Origin of the sequence: Sharpea azabuensis DSM 18934 (assembly GCF_000702165.1) — a bacterium.
Classification (GTDB): Bacteria; Bacillota_I; Bacilli_A; order Erysipelotrichales; family Coprobacillaceae; genus Sharpea; species Sharpea azabuensis.
Map to the genome: position 1 here is coordinate 1 of NZ_JNKU01000003.1, position 22,083 is coordinate 22,083.

Consider the following 22,083-nt stretch of genomic DNA (forward strand, 5'->3'; position numbering starts at 1 on the left):
AAGGTATTTGCGGATGGCAAGAGAAGACACGGGCTGGACTATACGCTATATACAGGATTCGAAAGAGTGTATGATAATCTTATGTTGATATTCACAGGAATGAATCTCAAGAAGTTATGCACATACCTTGGAAGGATGCAGGAGGCGCATTGCGCCCAAAATTCCTGCTTTGAGCATCAAAATGAGGAAACGTTAAAGGCGATGGGGATAGGATAGAAGAATCTAGACCCAATTTTTTTATTATCTGGAGAAATATATTCAGAAAAAAGAGGATGAATCATAAAATATATCAATCTATAAAAAAAGACCGCCAACGATGTGGTTAATCGTCAACAGTCTGGAGAGATGAGCTATGCTCATCTCTTTTTCAAAGAAAAAAGCATATCTTTTCACTAAACTTTATAGTATAATACCGAAAGAAAGGGGTGGCGATATTGGACGATTATGCAATCGAGATGCTTAATATCACAAAAGAGTTCCCAGGTATTAAAGCAAACGACAATATCACTCTTCAAGTAAAAAAAGGCGAAATTCATGCTCTGCTTGGAGAAAACGGAGCCGGTAAATCAACCTTGATGAGTATTCTCTTTGGCCTATATCAGCCTGATGAAGGAGAGATTCGCATTAATGGTAAAGCTGTAAAGATCAATGACCCTAACGATGCAAATAAGTATCGTATCGGCATGGTTCATCAGCATTTCAAACTGGTTCATAATTTCACAGTTCTTGAAAATATCATTCTAGGTATTGAAGAGACTGGATTTGGGGGAAAATTAGTAAAGGGAAACGCACGCAAGAAAGTCATGGAGCTTTCTGAAAAATACAAGCTGAACGTTGACCCGGATGCACTTATTGAAAACATTACCGTTGGCATGCAGCAACGTGTAGAGATTTTGAAAATGTTATTTAGAGATAATGATATTTTAATCTTTGACGAACCTACAGCTGTATTAACACCACAGGAAATTGATGAATTAATGCTCATCATGAAAAACCTTAAGGCTGAAGGTAAATCCATTATCTTTATTACACATAAGCTTAATGAAATTAAGGCTGTTGCCGATCGTTGTACGATCTTGCGCAAAGGTAAGTATGTCGATACTGTCAACGTAGCCGATGTCAGCAAAGAACAGCTTTCTGAAAAGATGGTTGGTCATAAGGTACAGCTTGTTGTTGACAAAACACCAGCTAAACCTAAAGATGTCATCTTAAAAGTCGAACATTTGACTTATCATCCAAAAGGTGCCAACAAAGCCTTAGTCAATGATGTCTCTTTTGAAGCAAGAGCTGGAGAAATTGTTTGTATTGCTGGTATTGATGGTAATGGTCAGACAGAACTTGTTTATAACTTGTCAGGCTTAGCACAGCCTACAAGTGGCAAGATCTACTTAAATGATATTGACATTACACACAAGTCTATTCGTGAAAGAATTGATGATGGCATGAAGCATATTCCTGAAGATAGACATAAGCATGGTTTAGTTCTTGATTACAACTTGTCTATGAATATCAATCTCAAGAATTATTACAAACCTGAATACCATAAAAAAGGCTTCTTGAATTTCGAAAAGATGGATCAATATGCAGATAAGCTTATTGAAGAATATGATGTACGAAGTGGGGAAGGCCGCAAATCCATTGTTCGTGGCATGTCCGGTGGTAACCAGCAGAAAGCCATCGTCGCAAGAGAAGTTGAAGCGAATGGTGATTTACTGATTGCCGTACAGCCAACACGTGGTCTTGATGTAGGAGCGATTTCATTCATCCATAAACAGATTGTCAAGCAACGTGATGAAGGCAAAGCTGTCCTTCTTGTCTCTCTTGAACTTGATGAAGTTATGGCTTTAAGTGACCGTATCCTTGTCATATATGAAGGGGAAATTGTTGGTGACTTAGATCCTAAGACAACTGATATTAAAGAATTAGGTCTTTATATGGCCGGAAGTAAGCGAGGCGCTCAATATGCTAAGTAAATTATTCGCAAAAGATGGCACAAAATCTGTTATTGCCTCTCTCATTTCAATCTTCTTTGGTCTTGTTGTTGGATTTATCATTATTTTGATCTTTGCACCAAATGAAGCATTAGAAGGTTTCGGTATTCTCTTATCCGGTGGTTTCTATCGTGGAACTGAATCCTTCTCACAAATGATTTATCTTTCTATTCCAATCATGATGACTGGTCTTTGTGTTGCCTTTGCCTACAAGACTGGTGAATTCAATATCGGTGTTCCTGGCCAGTACCTCATCGGTTCATTTGTTGCCATGTACATCTCTATTCGCTGGACATTTATTCCTGATAGCCTTGTTTGGATAGTAGCTGTAATATGTGCTGGCTTAGCTGGTGCCTTATGGGCTCTTATCCCTGGCTTCCTGAAGGCTTTTAAGAATGTCAATGTCGTTATTTCCGGAATCATGTGTAACTATATTTGTTTACTTCTTGTCATCCAGGGCATTAAGTCAACAATTTATAACTCGACAGGTGCTGAATCTATGACAATTCCTGAATCGCGTTCATTGCCAAGAACACCTCTTGATGGCTTGCTTTCAACTGGTGATTCTAATTTACGTTTCGTTGTTGCTTTCTTGATTGCTGTAGGCTTATGCATTCTTGCCTGGGTCATTATGAATAAGACACAGTTTGGCTATGAATTAAAAGCAGTCGGCTTCAATAAAGATGCTGCGAAATATGCAGGTATGAATGAAAAGAAAACCCTCATTCTTGCCTTAGCTACTGCTGGCTTCTTTGCCGGTGTTGGTGGTGCATTACCATACTTATGCGGTTCTGGTAAGACATTACAGATTACTGAAGTCCTTCCTGATGAAGGCTTTAATGGTATCCCAATTGCCTTACTTGGCTTCTCCAACCCAATTGGCTGTATCTTCGCTGCATTATTTATGGGTTATATTAATGTTGGCGGTAACTACCTCCAGTCACTTAATATCGCTGTTGAAGTTATTCAGATTATTACTGGTGTTATTATTTACTTTGCTTCTTTCACATTGTTTATTAAGCATGTCTTTGCGAAACATGAAGCAAATAAGCGAAAGAAAGAGGAGGGTAAGGTATAATGAGTATTGTTTATTTCTTATTTAATCAAACATTATTGTTTGCGATTCCTCTTATGATTGTTGCCCTTGGTGCAATGTTCTCAGAACGTGGTGGGGTAGTCAACTTGGCTCTTGAAGGTATCATGGTTATTGGTGCTTTCTCGGGTATCTTCTTTATGAACTGGGCACAGACGAATCAAGTATTAAGTGGCATGCCTTTGCTTTTTGCCTCAATGGCTATTGCTGCTCTTGCTGGATTCCTATTCTCAATGCTTCATGCCTTTGCCGCTATCAACTTAGCTGCTGACCAGACCATCTCTGGTACCGCACTTAATATCTTAGGTGCAGGTCTTGCAATCTTTATCGCAAAGACAGTTCAGGATGGCGCACAGAATATTTCCTTTACGAATGAATTCAGAATTGAATCCATTCCAGGTCTTGGATCCATCCCAGTTCTCGGTGACTTGCTCTTTAAGAATTGCTATATTACAACATTCCTAGGATTCCTATTATTGGCTTTCTCATGGTATCTCTTGATGAAGACAAAATTCGGTCTTCATTTAAGAAGCTGCGGTGAAAACCCTCAGGCAGCAGATGCTGCTGGTATTTCTGTCTATAAGACAAGATATGCTGGTGTTGCTCTTTCAGGTATTCTTGCCGGTGTTGGTGGTTTGATTTATATCATCCCAATTTCTACTGAATTTACTGGTACTGTTGCTGGTTATGGTTTCTTGGCATTAGCTGTTATGATCTTTGGTAACTACTCACCACTTCGTATTGGTGGGGCTGCATTCTTCTTTGGTTTTACAAAGACCATCTCATTTGCTTATAGCTCCATTCCATTTATCGCAAAACTCTCTTTACCAGATACGTTCTATAAGCTCATTCCTTATGTAGCAACATTGATCTTACTGGCATTTACTTCTAAGAATAGCGCTGCCCCTCGTGCAGATGGTATTCCATACGATAAATCAAGACGTTAGTCTAAAGGCTCATCAAGAGCCTTTTTCTTTGTTTATAAAACAAATTCAGTTATAATAGGATTCATGGAGGAATGAACAATGCAAAATGTATTTAAGATGGATGGTTACACCCTTCATATTATTCCATCAAAGAAATTTAAAGATATTACAATTCATATTAATTTTAAAGCACCCTTGACAAAAGAAAGTGCTGCTTTAAGAGCCGTTTTAGCTTTTGTCATGACCAGTGCAACAAAGAAATATCCAACTAATGCCTTACTTTCAAGTTATCTTGACGACCTCTATGGAGCTAGTCTTGGTGCCAATGTCTCAACTAAAGGACAATCTCATATCATCTCCTTGCGAACAACAGCTGTGAACCAGGAATTCCTGCCTGTTAATGATGATCTTCTCGAAAAGCAGATTAACTTACTTAATGAAGTACTCTTTACACCATTAGTCAATCATCAAAGCTTTGATCAAGATCTTGTGGAAATCAAGAAGAAAGAAATCATTGCCCGTATCCAGCAAGGACTTGATGATAAAATGAATTATTCTATTGATCAGCTTTATCATTATATGGGTATGAATACCCCTATTGATATCAGTGCGATTGGTGAAAAAGAAGATGTTGAAAAGATAAAAGGTGAAGATGTTTTTCAGGCCTATCTCTCAATGCTTCAAAATGATGATAAGCATGTCTATATCGTTGGTGATATTGATGAACATGTTGTGGAAAGCTTTAAAGATAACTTGCACTTTGAAGCACATAATCAAGAGCATCCTGTGATCTATGATTTTACAAGCGATAAAGATGAAGTCCTTGAGATCATTGAAAAGCAGGAAATCACTCAGGCTAAGCTTAATCTTGGCTATACCCTCAAAACAGACTTCAAAGATGATGATACAGAAGCGATGAGTATTTTCGTTGATATGCTGGGTGGCTATTCACAAAGCAGGCTCTTCTTAAATGTCCGTGAAAAGAATAGTCTTTGCTATTATATTACTGCTAGCTATGATCCCTTCAACAGCATCATGGTCATCGCTAGCGGCATTGAAACAAAGCATTATCAAAAGGCGAGGGAACTCATTGATGAAGAAATTGAAAACTTTAGAAATGGTCACTTTAGTGACGATGAACTCGTGATGGCTAAACAGATGGTTGTTTCTTCACTGACAAAAGCCTACGATTCTTCAAGCTACCTGATTTCACTTGCCTATAACCGCGACCTTGTCCACAAAAAACAATCCATTCAGGACTACATTAACAAGATTAATGCCGTAAGTCGTGAAGACATTATCAGATGTGCTAAGCAGATTAAGCTCGATACAGTTTATCTCTTAACAGGAAAGGACCCTTATGGAAAAGATATATTATCAGACAATTAAAGAAACACTCTATCATGAAGTGATGGCAAACGGTCTTCAGGTTTATCTTATGCCTAAGCCTGATTTCACCAAAACATATGGTCTCTTTACGACAAACTTTGGTTCCATCGATACAACATTTGTGCCTATCAATGAAACAGAAATGATCACTGTCCCTGATGGCGTTGCCCATTATCTTGAACATAAGATGTTTGACATGGATGATGGTGATGCATCCAATGAATTTGCGAAACTTGGAGCAAGCTCGAATGCCTTTACTTCCAATACAAGAACAGCCTACCTTTTTTCGACAACATCTCATGAAAAAGCCTGTGTGAATCTCTTACTTGACTTTGTCCAGGAATGCAACGTGACACAGGAATCAGTGGAAAAAGAACGTGGCATTATCGGACAGGAAATAGGCATGTATGATGATAATCCTGACTGGCAAAGCTATTTTGGTGGCGTTCATAATCTCTATCACAATCATCCTGTCCGTATTGATATTGCTGGTACAGTTGAATCGATTGCAAAAATTGATGCACCTTTGCTTCACCGCATCTACAATACGTTCTATCATCCAAGCAATATGATGCTTTTTGTAGCAGGGCACTTTGATGCTGATGAAATGATGGAAGAAATTAGAAATAATCAAGCGAGAAAGCATTTCTCACCAATGCCACCTATTATCCGTGGCACAATTAATGAACCTGCCCAGGTTGATGTCAAGTCTGAAGTCAAGATGATGGATGTAACCGTCGATAAAGTAGCTGTCAATATTAAGATCAATGACACGCCAAAAGATCCTCATGCGAAACTTAAGCGTGAATTAGCCTTCACGCTTCTGACAGATATGCTTTTCTCTAAAAGCTCATCATTAAGAGAAGAGTGGAGTAATCAAGGCTTAATCAACGACTCTTTTTCAGCCGGCTTAACCCAGGAAAGAGATTATGCCTTCTACAGCATGTCCTGTGATAGTGATCATAGTGACATGCTTAGAAATAAGCTTCATGAGCTTATTAGAAATATGAAAGATTATCAGATTGATGAAGAAGTTCTTGAGCGCGTTAAGAAGAAGAATATTGGTATTCTTATTCAGGCTTTTAATTCATTAGAAACGGTTGCGAATATGTTTAGCCGTTATTATTTTGAAGGCATCAATGCCTTTACACTCATTGATGAAATCAATGCTATAACAGCTTCAGACATCGAGGCTATCTTACCTCTTTTCAATGATGAATACAGTGCTGATTATACGATTGTGCCAATCAAGAAATAATCAATTGACGAGTCAATAAGTTATGATATAATGTGAGTGACCTAAGAGATATATGCATTTCCTACATTTATCATAAGGGAATCTGATTGTTATCTGCGGTGTTGAATACCTGCATTTATGTAGGGATCCTAAAGCGTGATACAAGATACCCACCTGTAATTACAACAGGGATAGACTAAAGCTCTTAGGTCCTTTAATTTGAGGTGAAATACATGTCAGATCAGATGGATGCACTCATAAAGGAGATTAATGCACTTGCCCATAAAAGCAAGACTGAAGAATTATCTCCCGAAGAAAAAGCAAGACAAAAAGAACTCAGAGCGCAATATATTAAAATCTTTAGAGAAGGGATGCGTCAGCAGCTAGAAGGCATTCGTGTTATCGATCCTAATGGCAATGACGTTACACCTGTACGTAGAAAGAAAAAAGTTCATTAAAAGGTGTTCCAAAAACACCTTTTTTATGTTATTGTAAGTTGGAAAATAGGGGGATTATAAAAAAATGGATTCTGAATTATCTATTGCAACCATTCGATCTCTTGGCATTGATATGATCAATAAAGCTAAGTCAGGTCATCCAGGTATGGTATTAGATGCTGCACCTGCTTTATACACGCTCTTTACAAAAGAATTACGTGTTAATCCTAAGCAAGCAAAATGGGACAACCGTGATCGTTTTGTTCTCGCAAGCGGACATGCAAGTGCATTGCTTTATTCATTATTACACTTGTCAGGCTTTGATCTTTCTATCGAAGATCTTAAAGCATTCAGACAATGGGGAAGCAAGACGCCTGGTCATCCTGAATGTGATGTAACCGATGGTGTTGACGCTTCAAGCGGTCCTTTGGGGCAGGGTATTCCTATGGCTGTAGGTATGGCTATGGCAGAAAAATTCTTAGCCACAAAATACAATAAGCCAGATTTCAATATCGTTGATCATTATACATATGTATTATGTGGTGATGGTGATATGGAAGAAGGTGTTTCTTATGAAGCGTCTTCATTAGCAGGTCATCTTGCTTTAGGCAAACTTATTGTGATTTATGATAATAACGATGTTACACTAGATGGTCCTTTATCTTATTCATTTAGTGAGAATGTCAAGAAGCGTTATGAAGCGATGAACTGGCAGGTTATTGAAGTTGCTGATGGCAATGACACAACAGCCATGCTTAGAGCTATTCGTCGTGCTAAGAAGGAAAGCTTCAAGCCATCAATCATTATCATGAAGACAACAATTGGCTATGGTTCAAAGAACCAGGGTACAAATAAGGTTCATGGCGCTCCATTAGGCGAAGAGGATGGCAAGAACGCTAAACTTTCTTACGGCTTTGATCATGAAAATTTCTTTGTTCCAGAAGAAGTTTATGAGGATTTTAAAAAGAATGTCTTTAACCGTGGCAAACGTGCCTACAATAAATGGAATAAGGTTTTAAAAGCCTACAAGGAAGCTTATCCTGAGGCTTATGAGGAATATATGAATGCTATGGCCGGTAAGTTCACATTGGACTATGAAGAACTTGCCAAGACATATCATTTCAATGATAATGAAGCAACAAGAAACACAAGCTTAAAAGTTATTCAGGAAGTTGCTAAGCAGAATCCAACATTCCTCTCAGGTACTGCCGATCTTGCAAGCTCTACGAAAACTACAATTGCTAATGAAGATCGCTTTGGTCCTGATCATTACAATGGCCGCAATCTCTATTTTGGTATTAGAGAATTCGCCATGGTTGCTATCATGAATGGTATGACATTACATCATGGTGTTAAGGTAGCTGCTGGTGGTTTCTTAGTCTTCTCTGACTATTTCAAGGCTGCTGCACGTATGGCATGTCTGATGAAATTACCAATCATTCTACCATTATCCCATGACTCAATTGCCGTTGGTGAAGACGGACCTACACATCAGCCAGTTGAACAGCTTGCCATGTTAAGAAGCATGGTCAACATGCAGGTTTTAAGACCTGCAGATGCTTCTGAGATGATGGCTGCCTGGAAGATTGCAGTTGAAACAACTGATGCACCAACAGCTCTTATCCTGACAAGACAGGATGTCCCAAATATCACTAATGCGACTTATGATGATGTGGCACGTGGTGCTTACATTGTTCGTAAGGAAGATCATGAACTTGATGGCATTATCATTGCTACAGGTTCAGAAGTTGCACTTGCAATCGAAGCAAGCAATAAGCTTAATGCTGAAGGTATTGGTGTACGTGTTGTCTCTATGCCTAGCTGTGAACGTTTTGATGCACAATCAGCAGAATACCAGGAATCAGTCTTACCAAAAGCTTGCCGCAAGCGTCTTTCTGTTGAAATGCAGACTGACTTCGGCTGGTATAAATATGTTGGCTTAGATGGTAAAGCTATGTCAGTTTCTACATATGGCGCATCAGCACCAGCTAGCAAAGTGATTGCTGAATATGGCTTCACTGTAGATAATGTCATTAAAAATTATCAGGAATTATAATCATTGAAAGGGGTCATCCCTTTCTTTTGATTTTACAAATGTTTAACTCTTTGTTATAATATAAAAGATTTATTGGAGGCGAAAAGAATGGCAAACTTTGCAACTGTTTTTATTTCAGTTATTATTGGTGCTTTAGTTGGTTTCTTCTTTGCTAGATGGATGTTCAAGAGAGAACTTAAGAAGAATCCACCTATCAATGAAAAGATGGTTCGTGCTATGTTCCAGGGAACTGGCCGCAAACCTAGCGAAGCACAAATTAGAAAAATCATGAAAAGTATAAATGATCAATACAAATAAGGGTGTAAGCCCTTATTTTCTTTTTTGGGAGGATTATTATGAAAATCTATATCACAAGACATGGTAAAACAGTTTGGAATCAGGAGCGAAGACTTCAAGGATGTCAGGATTCACCTCTTGTTGAACAAGGTATCGAAAACGCCTTAGCTTTGCGTAAAAAAGTAAGTGCAATGCATTTTGATGCCATCTATGCTTCTCCAATCAAGCGTGCATATGATACAGCCAAACTTGTCTTTCCTAAAGAAAACATTATCAAGGATGAACGTATTCGGGAAATGAACTTTGGCTTAGCAGAAGGCAAGTATATTGACCATATGCCTGCTAATCTTAAAGATGCTTATACAAAATTATGGAATGAACCTGATGCTATTGAGGGGATGCCTGAAGGCGAAAGCTATACAAGCATTATTGAACGTGTGAATGATTTTTTAAATGACATTACTCATAAGAACTATGACAGTGTCTTTATTGTGACACATGGTTTCTGCTTCACAGTATTCATGGCCTGTATGCTGCATTTAAGCCGTCATGATTTTGTGAAAGTCAATCGTCAGGTTGTTGATGGCTGTTCGCTAACGATTGTTGATTATGATGGAGATTATCATATTGAAACATTGGGAGAGAATGACTATCTGCCATATCAGTCTAATGAATCCTATACAAAGTAAAAGAGAATGGCTTTTAAACCATTCTCTTTTACTTTAACCATTTGACTTTCGCTTCTTCACCATGAATGATACGTCCAATATTGGCATGATGTCGATAGATCACTAATACTGTTATACAGACATTCGTAATACGTGCGACCATGCTGGGTTCAACAAAGAACATCCCAATACATACAGCAATACATCCAAGCATTGATGAAAGTGAAACAAACTTACTAATCTTAAGTGTCACTAAGAATGTTGCAAGAGCAATGAAGAAGGAATAGATATTTGTCACAAGTGTATAAGCAATGGCGCTTGAAACACCCTTGCCACCTTTGAACTGGGCAAAGCATGGATAACAATGACCAAAGATACAAAGAAAAGCACAAGGGTAGAATAACTCTGGCCAAAGCTGAAATGTGTGAATCATGAAACGGGCAAAGAGCACCGTAACAATACATTTTGTTGCATCTAGTGCAATAACCGCAGCGCCTGCCTTCTTCCCTAAGACGCGGCCAGCATTTGTACCTCCCAAATTATGTGAACCAGACTCCCTGACATCTGTATTATAGAAAACTTTCCCAATTACTAAGGCAAAAGGAATGGATCCATACAGATAGCTTGCTAGTAAACATAGCGTTGTTAGCAGCAATTTCATTATTTTTCACCTCGGTTGTATTATACATGGATTCGCTAAAAATACAATGAAACGAAGCGTAAAAAACACGCATATATGCCCAAAATACAATTTTTATTGACTATCCATCAAGAGAAGATTATGTTATAATATGTCGGTTTTAGGAGGTTATAGAATGCCAAAGAGTCATTATGATGAATCGGATATTCAAATATTAAAAGGACTAGAAGCTGTTAGAAAGAGACCGGGGATGTATATCGGTTCAACAGATAACCGTGGATTACATCATTTGGTATGGGAAATTGTCGATAACTCTATCGATGAAGCTCTTGCCGGTTATGGTAAGAAGATAACAGTTACCATCCATAAGGATAATAGTATAACGGTTGAAGATGAAGGTCGCGGTATGCCTACAGGGATTAATGCTGAAACAGGCAGACCTACAACTGAAGTCATTTTAACAGTATTGCATGCAGGTGGAAAATTCTCCAGCGATGGCGGATATAAAACAAGTGGTGGCTTGCATGGTGTTGGTTCTTCAGTCGTTAATGCCTTGAGTAGCTATCTTGACCTTACGGTTATGCGTGATGGGAAGATCTTTACCCAGCACTTTGAAAAGGGCGGCAGTGTTATTGGAGAACTGAAAACTGTTGGTTCAACAAAGAAAACAGGAACCATTATTCATTTCATGCCTGATCATGAGATTTTCTCCAATATTAATTTCAACTTTTCAACAATCTCAGAAAGACTTAGAGAAGATGCCTTTCTCTTAAAAGGTATTGAAATGGTTCTTCATGATGAACGTACTGATCGCCACGAAAGCTATCATTATGAAAACGGATTGGTTGAATTTGTAAATTGGCTTAATTCCGGGAAAGATAAGCTCATTTCAAAAATTGTTTCTTTTGATGATAATTCGAACGAAATAGAAGTCGAAGTCGCCTTGCAATTTAATGAAGGCTATCAGGAAAATATTGTTTCCTTTGTCAACCTCGTTCGTACAAGTGATGGTGGTACCCATGAAATGGGTTTTAAGAGTGGTCTTACAAAAGTTTTTAATGACTATGCAAGAAAATATGATCTTTTGAAGAAGAAAGATAAGAATCTTGAAGGTAATGATGTCCGCGAAGGCTTAACGGCCATCTTGTCCGTTAAGATTCCAGAAGAATACTTACAGTTTGAAGGACAGACAAAAAGCAAGCTTGGTTCACCAATTGCTAAAAACATTCTTGAAAAGGTAACTATTGAACAGCTAACCTATTATCTTGAAGAAAACAAAGAAGAAGCTGATGAACTTGTCAACAAGATGATCAAAGCTGCAGCTGCTAGAAATGCTGCCAGAAAGGCAAGAGAAGCTTTACGTAATGGCAAGGCCAAAAAAGAAAAAGCCATACTTTCTGGTAAGCTGGCGCCTGCTCAGAGCCGCAATAAAAACAAGAATGAGCTTTATCTTGTCGAAGGGGATTCTGCCGGCGGTAGTGCAAAACAAGGTCGTGACCGTAAATTTCAGGCCATTTTGCCTCTTCGTGGTAAAGTTGTCAATACAGAACGTGCCAGTTTAGCTGATGTCTTAAAAAATGAAGAAATTGGCACAATGATTAATACAATTAATGCAGGCTATGGCAGTGATTTTAATGTAGATGATGCTGCCTATGATAAAGTCATCATCATGACCGATGCCGATACCGATGGTGCTCATATTCAGATATTATTACTGACATTCTTCTATCGCTATATGCGTGGTCTTATCCAAGCAGGCAAGGTTTATATTGCGATGCCACCACTCTATAAAATTTCTAAAAAGAATGGCAAGAAAGATAATATTGTTTATGCCTGGGATGATAAAGAGCTAGAAGCAGCAAAAAAGAAAGTGGGCAAAGGTTATAATGTGCAACGTTACAAAGGTCTTGGTGAAATGAACGCTGACCAGCTTTGGGAAACAACCATGAATCCTGAAACAAGAACACTCATCCAAGTCACCATCGAGGATGCTGCTTTAGTGGAACGTCGTGTTTCTGTTTTAATGGGTGACAAAGTTGAGCCACGTCGTGAATGGATTGAAGATAATGTTCAGTTCTCAATGGAAGATGATTTTGATGCCTTTACAATGGATCAGAAAGAATTAGTAAAGAAACATTAGGAGGAAAAGGATGGCTAAAGAAAAACAACCTGATACAAACATGTTAGTGATGTCTTTAGATGACATCATGGGCGACCGTTTTGGCCGCTATTCCAAATATATCATCCAGGACCGAGCTCTTCCTGATGTGCGTGATGGCCTTAAGCCGGTTCAACGCCGTATTCTCTATGCAATGTATAAAGAAGGCAATCTGCCTAATAAGCCTTATCGTAAATCTGCCAAAACTGTTGGTAATGTTATCGGTAATTATCATCCACATGGGGATTCTTCAGTTTATGATGCAATGGTACGTCTTTCCCAGGAATGGAAAATGCGTATGCCGCTTGTCGACATGCAAGGTAATAATGGTTCCATCGATAATGATCCAGCTGCAGCCATGCGTTATACCGAAGCACGATTAGCGCCAATTGCCTTAGAATTACTAAAAGATATTGATAAAGATACTGTTGAGATGTCACTTAACTTCGATGATACGGAATATGAACCAACTGTCCTTCCAGCAAAATATCCAAATCTTCTTGTCAATGGAGCAACAGGAATTTCAGCCGGCTATGCGACAGACATTCCCCCTCACAATCTAGGTGAGGTCATTGATGCAACGATTTATAAGATCAAGCATCCTAATGCATCATTTGATGATCTCTATCAGTTTATCAAGGGACCAGATTTTCCTACTGGTGCGATTGTCGAAGGGAAGCAAGAGATTCAGAAAGCTCTTAAGAATGGACGTGGAAAAGTTATTGTGCGTTCACGTTGTAAAATTGAGGAAGCAAAGAATATCAATCAGATTGTAGTGACAGAAATCCCTTATGAGGTCAATAAGGCTGAACTGGTAAGAAAGATTGATGAAATTCGTTTCAACAAAACCATTGATGGAATTATTGAAGTACGTGATGAATCTGATCGTTCTGGCTTAAGAATTGTCATTGACTTGAAGAAAGATGTTGATGCCAACAATACCTTAAACTACTTCTATAAGAATACTGATCTACAAAAGAATTATTCCTATAATATGGTTGCCATTAAAGATAAACGTCCTGTCCAGATGGGCATCTGTGACATAATTGATGGCTATATTAATCATGAAATTGATGTTGTAACAAGACGCTCGAAATATGATCTTCATAAAGCTATTGATCGAGAACATATCGTTGCTGGATTGATTAAAGCAGTTAGTATACTTGATGATGTTGTTAGAGTTATTCGTGGTTCAAAGGATAAGAGCGATGCAAAGATGAATCTGATGACGACATTTGGCTTCTCTCAAAATCAAGCTGAAGCTATTGTTATGTTGCAGCTTTACCGCTTGACGAATACAGATATTGTAGCTTTAGAGAATGAACAAATGGCTTTAAATGAAACAATCAATGAACTTAATGCCATTCTTGATAGTGATAAGGTTTTACGTAATGTCATTATTAACGAGCTAAAAGTTATCAAGAAGAATTATCCTTCACCAAGACTCACTGAAATCAAGGATGAAATTAAAGATACTTCAGTCGATCAGCAAGCAATGATCATTCCTGAAGATTGTTATGTCTCACTTACACGTGATGGCTATATCAAGAAAATCAGTGAACGTAGCTATAAAGCAAGCGAGAATACAGCTTTTGGCAAGAAAGATAATGATTATCTTGTTGCCCTGACGAAAGCCAATACACTTGATACACTTTTAGCCTTTACGGATGCTGGTAATTATTGTTTTATTCCCGTCCATAAAATTGAAGACTTTAAGTGGAAAGAACTTGGTAAACATATCAGTTATCTTGTCAAAATGGGTAATGATGAAAAGATTATTTCTACACTCTTAGTCAAAGACTTCAATACACCGCTCTATGTCACTTTAGCAAGTGATAATGGCATGATTAAGCGTGTGCTTTTAAAAGACTTTGAAGTATCTCGCTATACTAAGACTTATAAGGCAATGAATATAAAAGCGCCGCATAAACTTGTTGGAGTAGCTTATACAAATGGCCATGACGGCCTTGTATTAGGTTCAACAGCTGGTTATGCAACACTATTTAGCGAAAGCGAAGTATCCATCCTTTCACCAAAGGCAAGTGGTGTGAAGGCGATGAATTTAAAAAATGATACCTTGGCCTTCATGCAATCCTTTGATCCAGCTCACACTCAGTCCTTGTACATCTTCACTAAGCCAGCCGGAATAAAACGTCTGCATATAAGCGATATTCCTGCAACAAAACGTGGTGCAAAAGGAATTATCATTGCAAAAAAACCAAAGACAAAAGAGCAGGATGTCATTGCAGGATATGTTCTCAACAATGATGATAAGCTGACAATCTATAGTGAAAACAACATTATTGATCTTTCACCAACAGATTATAATTATGCCAATACTACAAATCGCATGAGTGCAATAAAGAAACTAGAAGGGGATATCACCTTTATCTATGATCCTGCAGTCAAATCAACAAATACCATAGATCTTAATGAAGAAGGCAACGATATCATTAATATGGAAGTCGAACAAGAACCTCATCTCTTTGATCTTCCAGTAGAAGAATCCCATGAGAAGAAGCTTGTTAAGAAAACTAAAACAAAAAAAGAAGAACAACATTTTGAAACAATTTCCTTAGAAGATCTTCTTGACGACGACGCTTTCTAATTGAAATTTATGTTTATATGAGTAAAAATAAGTAAAGAGGTGAAAGAATGGAAGAGAAAAGATGTTATGGCTGTGGGGCTGTCATTCAGTCAACAGACCCAAAGAAAATAGGCTATGTGCCACAAAGTGCCAATCAAGGGGAACATGTCCTTTGTCAACGCTGTTTTAAATTGCAGCATTATCATCAGCAATTTGATGCAAGTTTAAGTGCTGAAGACTTCTTAAAAATGATATCCGTCATTGGAGATAAGAATTGTCTTGTTGTCTATATTGTCGACATTTTTGACTATGACGGCTCTGCCATACCAGGTCTAATGCGCCATATTGGCTATAATGATGTCCTCTTGCTGGCAAATAAGCGTGATATTCTGCCTAAGAGTCTTAAAGACCATCATATTGAAATGTGGCTAAGAAGAAGACTCAAAGAAGAGGGAATCAAGCCACTTGATGTCATCTTAACTAGCTGCAAGAAGAATTATCATTTTGATGAAATCTATGATGCCATCGATAACTATCGCAAGGGCAGGGATGTCTTTGTCGTAGGAATGAGTAATGTTGGTAAATCAACATTCATCAATGGCTTACTTAAACATTATGGCCAAAGCGATGGCTTCATTACAACAAGTGAATTCCCAGGAACAACCCTTGACCTCATCAAGATCCCACTTGATGAAAAAAGTGCAATCTATGATACACCTGGCATTATCAATAAGCATCAGTATACGCAGGTCGTTGATGCGAAAACACTTAAACTGATCATGCCTCAGGGAGAAGTCAAACCAATGACCTACCAGCTTAATGGTGATCAGACATTATTTATAGGGGGATTAGCTCGCTTTGATTATTTAGGTGATACAAAAGCAAGCATCACAACCTTCTTTTCTAAGCGCCTTAAGATTCATCGTACAAAGACAAGCAAAGCTACTTCACTTTATGACAATCATAAAGAATTATCACCTTGTCTTGATCAAATTGCTAGAATGCAGGACATGGTCATGCGTGAATATTTCCTTAAAGATGGTCAGGAAGTTGTGATCAGTGGTTTAGGTTTCATCACCGTTAAGCCAGCAAATAAAGTAAGAATATATGTACCAAAAGATATCGATGTCTTCGTAAGAGATGCATTAATTTAGGAGAAAATATGTTAACAGGTAAACAAAAAAGATATTTACGAGCACAGGCTCATCAATTAAAACCCATCTTCCAGATTGGTAAGGATGGTGTTAGTCATAAACAGGCCAGCAGCATTAATGATGCACTAAAAGCCAAAGAACTCATTAAAGTCAGGTTATTACAGACATGCCCTCAGACAGCTAACGAAGCAGCTTTAGAAATTGCTGCCCAGACAAAAGCAGATGTCATCCAGATTGTTGGCCGTGTCATCACATTATATAAGCGCAGTGACAAAGTCCTCTATAAGCTACCATGAAGATAGGCTTATTAGGCGGAAGCTTTGATCCTGTCCATTTAGGACATATCCAGATTGCCCAAGACGCAATCGCTTCATTACAGCTTGACAGCTTCTGGTTTATTCCAACAAAGCATAATCCCTGGAAAGAAAATGTCACTGCCAGTAACACTGATCGCATAAACATGCTTAAACTAGCGATAAGCAAACAGGAAAAGATGCAAGTGAGTACAATCGAAATCAATCAGGATTCAAACGAAAAGAATTATACGATTGATACATTGCATACCCTTACTTCATGCTATCCTGATGATCAGTTTTATTTCTTAATGGGAATGGATCAAGCCTGTGCGTTTGAAAAATGGAAATCTGCCAAAGACATTTCCAAACTTGTACAACTTGTTGCCTTCAATCGAGGCGGATATCCAGAAGATCATGAAAACTTAAAAAAGTATCATTTTCTTAAAATGGATAATCCAGCAATCACTGCTAGTTCAACAGAGATTAAGGATGGGGCAATCCAGATGCTTGATCCAAGCGTACTGCACTATATCTCATTACATGGTCTCTATCTTGATAGCATGATCAAGAATCGTATGCATAAGAAACGTTATCTTCATTCTCTATCTGTTGCCAAGCTGACAGCTGAGTTTACGAAAAATAATGGACTTGATGAGAGAAAAGGCTATATTGCAGGTGTCATGCATGATGTCGCAAAAGAAATGCCTATTGAGAAAGCTTTGAAGCTGATGCAGGAATACTATCCTGAATATATTGATAAGCCCAAGCCAATCTGGCATCAATGGCTTTCAAGCTATGTCTGTGAGAAAGAATTTCTTATTGATGACAAGGAGATTCTTAAAGCCATTGAAGACCATACAACAGCATCTACGACGATTTCAAAACTTGGCAAATGCTTATATTGTGCCGATAAGCTCGATCCACTAAGAGGTTACGATTCCTCATCGGATATAGCTTTATGCAACAAAGATATTGATGTTGGCTTTAGAAAATCATTACAAAGCTTTTATGACTTTTCTAAGGCGAACAACCGTGAAATCGACCCCGTATTTTTTAAAATCTATCATAAATTCATAGGAGAAATGAAATGGAAAAATTAGAATGTATCGTTCGTGCCATGAACGACAAGCTTGCCACAAATATCGTCGCTATTGATATGCGTGAAACAAGCCCTTTATTTGATTATTTTGTACTTTGTACTGGCAGTAACCAACGTTTGCTGAATGCCATCAAAGACAATGTTGAAGAACAGTGTGAACTTAATGGATATGAAGTTAAGGCTATTGAAGGCCTTCGTAACAGCCAGTGGATTTTAATGGATTTAGGTGACATTGTTGTTCATATCTTTGAAGGCGAAGCAAGAGATAATTATAACTTAGAGAAACTTTGGGGCGATATGCCAAGAGTTGATATTAGCGAGTATTTAAAATAATGAGTTACGAGAATTTTAGTTATTACTATGATTCCTTAATGGATCCTGCTTTCTATAATGACTATATTGATTTTATCAATAAGCATGCAAAATTCCAGTCCGTTCTTGAACTGGGCTGTGGGACAGGAGAAGTCGCTATTCGCTTAGCAAAACAAAACAAGTCTGTTGTCGCAACAGACTTGTCCGATGATATGCTTTATGTCGCAAAAGAGAAAGCCATGGCTGAAAATGCTGAGGTGAATTTTAAACGTGTCGATATGACTAATTTTGAAAGCAATCAGCAAGCAGATTTAGTTTTATGTTTATGCGATTCATTAAACTATATATTGGATGAGAATGATGTTAAAAAAGTCTTGATGAATGCTTATCAGGCTTTGAAGATGAATGGTACATTCATCTTTGATGTTGATAGCCTCTATAAATGCAATGTCATTCTTAATGACTATCATGAAGAATCCCACGATGATGATTTTGATTTCTGCTGGGATGTCAAAAGTGATGGTGCAGGCAGCATTGAACATCATGTTGTCATCATCGACAGAGAAAATGATGATTGCGTCGATGAAATACATCATCAGAAGACATTACCTGTGCATGTGTATGGTGAGATGCTGAAAGAAGCAGGGTTTTCCTATACAGTCTTTAGTGATTTTGATTCATACAAAGAAGAATGTGAACGTCTGATTTTTGTATGTAAGAAGGAGATGTAATTATGTTAGGTATTATTGGTGCCATGAAAGAAGAAGTGGATGAAGTTGTTGCCCTAATGAAGGTCATTGATGAAAAAGAAGATTGTGGTTATCATTTCTATCATGGCTTTTTAGGCAATAAAGAAACTGTTGTTGTACAAGGAGGAATTGGCAAGGTCAATGCAACTATCTCAACAACAATTCTCTTAAAAGATTATGATATTGATCATGTCATTAATGTAGGTTCAGCAGGTGGCTTGAATCTTGAAGAAGAAGTGGGGGATGTCGTTATTGGTGAACGCGTCTCACACCACGATTTTGACTTAACAAGCTTTGGCCGTGCAATGGGCGAAGTACCAGATATGCCAGTTAGCTTCTTAGCCGATCCAAAAATGGTCCAGCTTGCAAAAGAAATACTCGAGGAAAATGGTACGCATGCCTATGTTGGATTAATCGCATCCGGCGATCAGTTTGTCAGCACAAAAAAACAAGTTGAACGCATCAAAAAATACTTCCCTGATGCTATGTGCGCAGAAATGGAAGCTGCATCGATTGCTCAAGTATGTTATGTCTTCAAGAAGCCTTTCATTATTACAAGAGGGCTTTCTGATATCTTTGATAAAGGTGAAAATGCCATTCAATTCGATACATATCTCAAGAAAGCTGCCAAGACATCTGCCAAAATGTGTTACCAGCTGGCTAATAAATTATAATGAATAGAATTGAAATACTTGCTCCAGCAGGAGATATGGAAAGCTTGAAAGCAGCCATTGCGAATGGAGCTGATGCCATTTATCTTGGTCCAGACCTTTTCTCAGCACGTGCTTTCGCAAAAAACTTTTCCCTTCCTGAAATCAAGGAAGCTGTAGAATATGCACATTTACATAATGTGCGTATTTTCATTACTGTTAATATTCTCTATCATGATGAAGAATTTGAAAAGCTATTCCATTATATCGATTGTTTTTATGAATATCAGGTTGATGCTTTGCTTATTCAGGATATCGGCTTACTGAAGGCAGTCAGAAGAAGATATCCGGATTTTGAGGTCCATGTATCGACCCAGATGACATTAAATTCTTTAGAAGCGGTTCGTTATTTTGAAGATCTTGGCGTGACTAGGATTGTTGTTTCAAGAGAGAATTCCATTGAAGAAATTCGTTATATAAAAGAACATTCTCCCCTTGAAGTCGAAGTCTTTGCCCATGGCGCTCTTTGTGTATCCTATAGCGGCCAATGCTTAATGAGCAGTATGATTGGTAAAAGAAGTGGTAATCGTGGTGCCTGTGCACAGCCTTGTCGTATGACTTACCAGCTCAAGGAAGATGGTCATGTGATTGAAGATGAGGCATTTCTCTTATCGCCTCGTGATCTTTGCACAATTGATCATTTACAAGAATATATTGATGCCAATGTAACAAGCCTGAAGCTTGAAGGACGCATGAAGAAGCCTGAATATGTCGCAGCTATTACCAAGGCTTATCGCAAAGCTGTTGATCATTGCTATGGGGCGAAAGAAAACTATACAAAAGATGATATCCACGATATGAAACAGATGTTTAATCGTCATTATACTACTGGATTCCCATTTCATGATGCGCATATAGTTGATACTGATTTTTCTGGTAACAGAGGGATGCCTTTAGGCGTAGTTGTGGGCTATAATCGCAAGCGTAAAGTTGTGGCAATAAAACTTTCTGATGAACTTAAACAAGGTGACAGCATACTCTTCAAAAGTGTCGATGCCGGCCGTCCTGTCAATAAGATCTACCTTAAGGGCAAGCTAGTCAATAAGGGAAGTCCTGGTGAAATTGTCGAAATTGAATTTGATACACCAGTATTCAAGGGTGAAGTCATGAAGACAGTATCAATTGATACACTTAAAAAGCTCGATGAAACTTTTATGCATGAAAAGAAATATCGTTCAATAACCTTTATCTTACATGCCCACAAAGACTTGTATTTAACGCTAGAAGCAATAAGTGGAAATGAACATGTAACAATCACCTCTGAACATCTTATTGAAGAAGCACGCAATACACCTACTGATGCAGCGCGCATTACAAAACAACTCAGTAAGCTTGGTTCAACCATTTATACAATTGATGATATTAATCTAGATTTGGATAAAAATATCAACATTCCTATTTCTCTTCTTAATAGCTTAAGAAGAGATGCTGTAGATGCCCTCAATGAACGCTTTGCGCATATGAAGCTCCATCATTTACAGCCACAAGCCCTTCCTTTACCTAAAGTGCGCACACCCCATAAAAGTAACTACATTGTTGTAAGAACAATTGAACAGCTACAAACAGTTATTCATGAAGACAATGTCTATATGTATTATGACGAAGAAACTGCCGAGGAGGCCTTTGAATTACTTACAGGGCATAATCAACCAGTTAACTTCTACATGCCTCGTATCAATACCGATGAAGATATTCAGCGCATATTAAGTAATCCAATAATCGACAAAGTCAAATCATTGATTGTTAATGATTATGGACTTTATCGATTATTAAAAGATAAGCATGTAATCCTAGGAACAGGCTTTAATATCACAAATAGCCTTAGTGCATCCAGCTTTGATGAAAGCATCATTGCCTCTTATGAAACGAGTCGTTTAGAACTAGAGAAGATGAGTAAAGTGACAAACGAATTAATCGTTCAAATTTATGGAAAAACGGAAAATATGATTACAGAACATTGTCTTGTTTCCCAGCACTATTTCCAAAAAAAGATCAAACATTGCCATCGCTGCAAAGGACATACGTATACGCTTGTGGATCGCAAAGGCTATGAATTCACACTCTTTACAGATGAACGCTGCCGCAATCATATTCTGCATAATGTGCCATTATTGATTGAAAGCTATGGTTCACTTGATGTTTCTACATTACTCTTCTTCCTTGATGAAGAGCCAGAAACAATTAAAGAAGTACTAAAAGCTTACAAGACAAACAGCTTTCATGAATATCGCAAACAAATCACTTCAACATCGGGATATTACAAAGCGTAAATCGTGTAATTTTCTTATAATCCTAAATTGTATTA

At 38.0% G+C, this 22,083-nt stretch carries 20 protein-coding genes; 19 read left to right on the top strand and 1 reads right to left on the bottom strand.

Features of this window, described 5'->3' with window-relative positions:
• From T529_RS13440 to T529_RS0101065, 10 genes are all read left to right on the top strand, one after another.
• A partial coding sequence (locus tag T529_RS13440) for a transposase (protein ID WP_033161755.1) occupies positions 1–216 on the top strand: 216 nt, incomplete at its 5' end.
• A 239-nt stretch (positions 217–455) separates the two neighbouring features.
• On the top strand, positions 456–1,973 hold the full coding sequence (locus T529_RS0101025) for an ABC transporter ATP-binding protein (RefSeq protein ID WP_033161756.1): 1,518 nt from the start codon (positions 456–458) through the stop codon (positions 1,971–1,973).
• On the top strand, positions 1,963–3,069 hold the full coding sequence (locus tag T529_RS0101030; protein WP_033161757.1) for an ABC transporter permease: 1,107 nt from the start codon (positions 1,963–1,965) through the stop codon (positions 3,067–3,069). The genes T529_RS0101025 and T529_RS0101030 overlap by 11 nt, the downstream gene beginning before the upstream one ends.
• Positions 3,069–4,031 (top strand): ABC transporter permease, encoded by a 963-nt coding sequence (locus T529_RS0101035; RefSeq protein WP_033161758.1) that lies wholly within the window; start codon positions 3,069–3,071, stop codon positions 4,029–4,031. The genes T529_RS0101030 and T529_RS0101035 overlap by 1 nt, the downstream gene beginning before the upstream one ends.
• Positions 4,032–4,109: 78 nt before the next feature.
• A complete protein-coding gene (yfmF, locus tag T529_RS0101040) occupies positions 4,110–5,399 on the top strand; it encodes an EF-P 5-aminopentanol modification-associated protein YfmF (protein WP_033161759.1) in 1,290 nt (429 codons plus the stop codon).
• Complete coding sequence (yfmH, locus tag T529_RS0101045; RefSeq protein ID WP_033161760.1) at positions 5,371–6,657, top strand: EF-P 5-aminopentanol modification-associated protein YfmH; 1,287 nt, start codon at positions 5,371–5,373, stop codon at positions 6,655–6,657. The genes yfmF and yfmH overlap by 29 nt, the downstream gene beginning before the upstream one ends.
• Positions 6,658–6,869: 212 nt before the next feature.
• Complete coding sequence (locus T529_RS0101050) at positions 6,870–7,094, top strand: DUF896 domain-containing protein (protein WP_033161761.1); 225 nt, start codon at positions 6,870–6,872, stop codon at positions 7,092–7,094.
• A 64-nt stretch (positions 7,095–7,158) separates the two neighbouring features.
• Positions 7,159–9,129 (top strand): transketolase, encoded by a 1,971-nt coding sequence (gene tkt, locus T529_RS0101055; protein ID WP_033161762.1) that lies wholly within the window; start codon positions 7,159–7,161, stop codon positions 9,127–9,129.
• 87 nt (positions 9,130–9,216) lie between these two features.
• Positions 9,217–9,426 (top strand): YneF family protein, encoded by a 210-nt coding sequence (locus tag T529_RS0101060; protein WP_033161763.1) that lies wholly within the window; start codon positions 9,217–9,219, stop codon positions 9,424–9,426.
• A gap of 38 nt (positions 9,427–9,464) precedes the next feature.
• On the top strand, positions 9,465–10,094 hold the full coding sequence (locus tag T529_RS0101065; RefSeq protein ID WP_033161764.1) for a histidine phosphatase family protein: 630 nt from the start codon (positions 9,465–9,467) through the stop codon (positions 10,092–10,094).
• 28 nt (positions 10,095–10,122) lie between these two features.
• Here the strand turns inward: T529_RS0101065 and plsY are convergent, their stop codons facing one another.
• Entirely contained in the window at positions 10,123–10,734 is a 612-nt protein-coding gene (gene plsY, locus T529_RS0101070) for a glycerol-3-phosphate 1-O-acyltransferase PlsY (protein ID WP_033161765.1), read from the bottom strand.
• 154 nt (positions 10,735–10,888) lie between these two features.
• On the opposite strand from plsY, the gene parE reads away from it, so the two are divergent.
• Genes parE through T529_RS0101115 form a run of 9 tightly spaced genes read left to right on the top strand, consistent with a single transcriptional unit; the run spans position 10,889 to position 22,048 of the window.
• The gene (gene parE, locus T529_RS0101075; RefSeq protein WP_033161766.1) at positions 10,889–12,853 is read left to right on the top strand and encodes a DNA topoisomerase IV subunit B; all 1,965 of its coding nucleotides are present in this window, start codon (positions 10,889–10,891) and stop codon (positions 12,851–12,853) included.
• 10 nt (positions 12,854–12,863) lie between these two features.
• Positions 12,864–15,479: a DNA topoisomerase IV subunit A gene (gene parC / locus T529_RS0101080; protein ID WP_033161767.1), complete on the top strand. Its 2,616-nt coding sequence runs from the start codon at positions 12,864–12,866 to the stop codon at positions 15,477–15,479.
• A gap of 47 nt (positions 15,480–15,526) precedes the next feature.
• The gene (yqeH, locus tag T529_RS0101085) at positions 15,527–16,612 is read left to right on the top strand and encodes a ribosome biogenesis GTPase YqeH (protein WP_033161768.1); all 1,086 of its coding nucleotides are present in this window, start codon (positions 15,527–15,529) and stop codon (positions 16,610–16,612) included.
• An 8-nt stretch (positions 16,613–16,620) separates the two neighbouring features.
• Positions 16,621–16,908, top strand: coding sequence for a ribosome assembly RNA-binding protein YhbY (gene yhbY, locus T529_RS0101090; protein ID WP_033161769.1), 288 nt, complete (start codon positions 16,621–16,623; stop codon positions 16,906–16,908).
• On the top strand, positions 16,905–18,008 hold the full coding sequence (locus T529_RS0101095) for a nicotinate-nucleotide adenylyltransferase (RefSeq protein ID WP_033161770.1): 1,104 nt from the start codon (positions 16,905–16,907) through the stop codon (positions 18,006–18,008). The genes yhbY and T529_RS0101095 overlap by 4 nt, the downstream gene beginning before the upstream one ends.
• Positions 17,996–18,340, top strand: a complete 345-nt coding sequence (gene rsfS, locus T529_RS0101100; RefSeq protein WP_033161771.1) for a ribosome silencing factor — start codon at positions 17,996–17,998, stop codon at positions 18,338–18,340. The genes T529_RS0101095 and rsfS overlap by 13 nt, the downstream gene beginning before the upstream one ends.
• Positions 18,340–19,050, top strand: coding sequence for a class I SAM-dependent DNA methyltransferase (locus tag T529_RS0101105; RefSeq protein ID WP_033161772.1), 711 nt, complete (start codon positions 18,340–18,342; stop codon positions 19,048–19,050). The genes rsfS and T529_RS0101105 overlap by 1 nt, the downstream gene beginning before the upstream one ends.
• Before the next feature lie 2 nt (positions 19,051–19,052).
• Positions 19,053–19,742, top strand: coding sequence for a 5'-methylthioadenosine/adenosylhomocysteine nucleosidase (locus T529_RS0101110; RefSeq protein ID WP_033161773.1), 690 nt, complete (start codon positions 19,053–19,055; stop codon positions 19,740–19,742).
• Positions 19,742–22,048, top strand: coding sequence for a U32 family peptidase (locus T529_RS0101115; protein ID WP_033161774.1), 2,307 nt, complete (start codon positions 19,742–19,744; stop codon positions 22,046–22,048). The genes T529_RS0101110 and T529_RS0101115 overlap by 1 nt, the downstream gene beginning before the upstream one ends.
• The last annotated feature ends 35 nt before the right edge of the window (positions 22,049–22,083 follow it).

Bases quoted from the DNA above. Each gene is read 5' to 3' on its own strand.
- T529_RS0101025 (WP_033161756.1), top strand. From the start codon at position 456: ATGCTTAATATCACAAAAGAGTTCCCAGGTATTAAAGCAAACGACAAT.
- T529_RS0101030 (WP_033161757.1), top strand. From the start codon at position 1,963: ATGCTAAGTAAATTATTCGCAAAAGATGGCACAAAATCTGTTATTGCC.
- T529_RS0101035 (WP_033161758.1), top strand. From the start codon at position 3,069: ATGAGTATTGTTTATTTCTTATTTAATCAAACATTATTGTTTGCGATT.
- yfmF (WP_033161759.1), top strand. From the start codon at position 4,110: ATGCAAAATGTATTTAAGATGGATGGTTACACCCTTCATATTATTCCA.
- yfmH (WP_033161760.1), top strand. From the start codon at position 5,371: ATGGAAAAGATATATTATCAGACAATTAAAGAAACACTCTATCATGAA.
- T529_RS0101050 (WP_033161761.1), top strand. From the start codon at position 6,870: ATGTCAGATCAGATGGATGCACTCATAAAGGAGATTAATGCACTTGCC.
- tkt (WP_033161762.1), top strand. From the start codon at position 7,159: ATGGATTCTGAATTATCTATTGCAACCATTCGATCTCTTGGCATTGAT.
- T529_RS0101060 (WP_033161763.1), top strand. From the start codon at position 9,217: ATGGCAAACTTTGCAACTGTTTTTATTTCAGTTATTATTGGTGCTTTA.
- T529_RS0101065 (WP_033161764.1), top strand. From the start codon at position 9,465: ATGAAAATCTATATCACAAGACATGGTAAAACAGTTTGGAATCAGGAG.
- plsY (WP_033161765.1), bottom strand. From the start codon at position 10,734: ATGAAATTGCTGCTAACAACGCTATGTTTACTAGCAAGCTATCTGTAT.
- parE (WP_033161766.1), top strand. From the start codon at position 10,889: ATGCCAAAGAGTCATTATGATGAATCGGATATTCAAATATTAAAAGGA.
- parC (WP_033161767.1), top strand. From the start codon at position 12,864: ATGGCTAAAGAAAAACAACCTGATACAAACATGTTAGTGATGTCTTTA.
- yqeH (WP_033161768.1), top strand. From the start codon at position 15,527: ATGGAAGAGAAAAGATGTTATGGCTGTGGGGCTGTCATTCAGTCAACA.
- yhbY (WP_033161769.1), top strand. From the start codon at position 16,621: ATGTTAACAGGTAAACAAAAAAGATATTTACGAGCACAGGCTCATCAA.
- T529_RS0101095 (WP_033161770.1), top strand. From the start codon at position 16,905: ATGAAGATAGGCTTATTAGGCGGAAGCTTTGATCCTGTCCATTTAGGA.
- rsfS (WP_033161771.1), top strand. From the start codon at position 17,996: ATGGAAAAATTAGAATGTATCGTTCGTGCCATGAACGACAAGCTTGCC.
- T529_RS0101105 (WP_033161772.1), top strand. From the start codon at position 18,340: ATGAGTTACGAGAATTTTAGTTATTACTATGATTCCTTAATGGATCCT.
- T529_RS0101110 (WP_033161773.1), top strand. From the start codon at position 19,053: ATGTTAGGTATTATTGGTGCCATGAAAGAAGAAGTGGATGAAGTTGTT.
- T529_RS0101115 (WP_033161774.1), top strand. From the start codon at position 19,742: ATGAATAGAATTGAAATACTTGCTCCAGCAGGAGATATGGAAAGCTTG.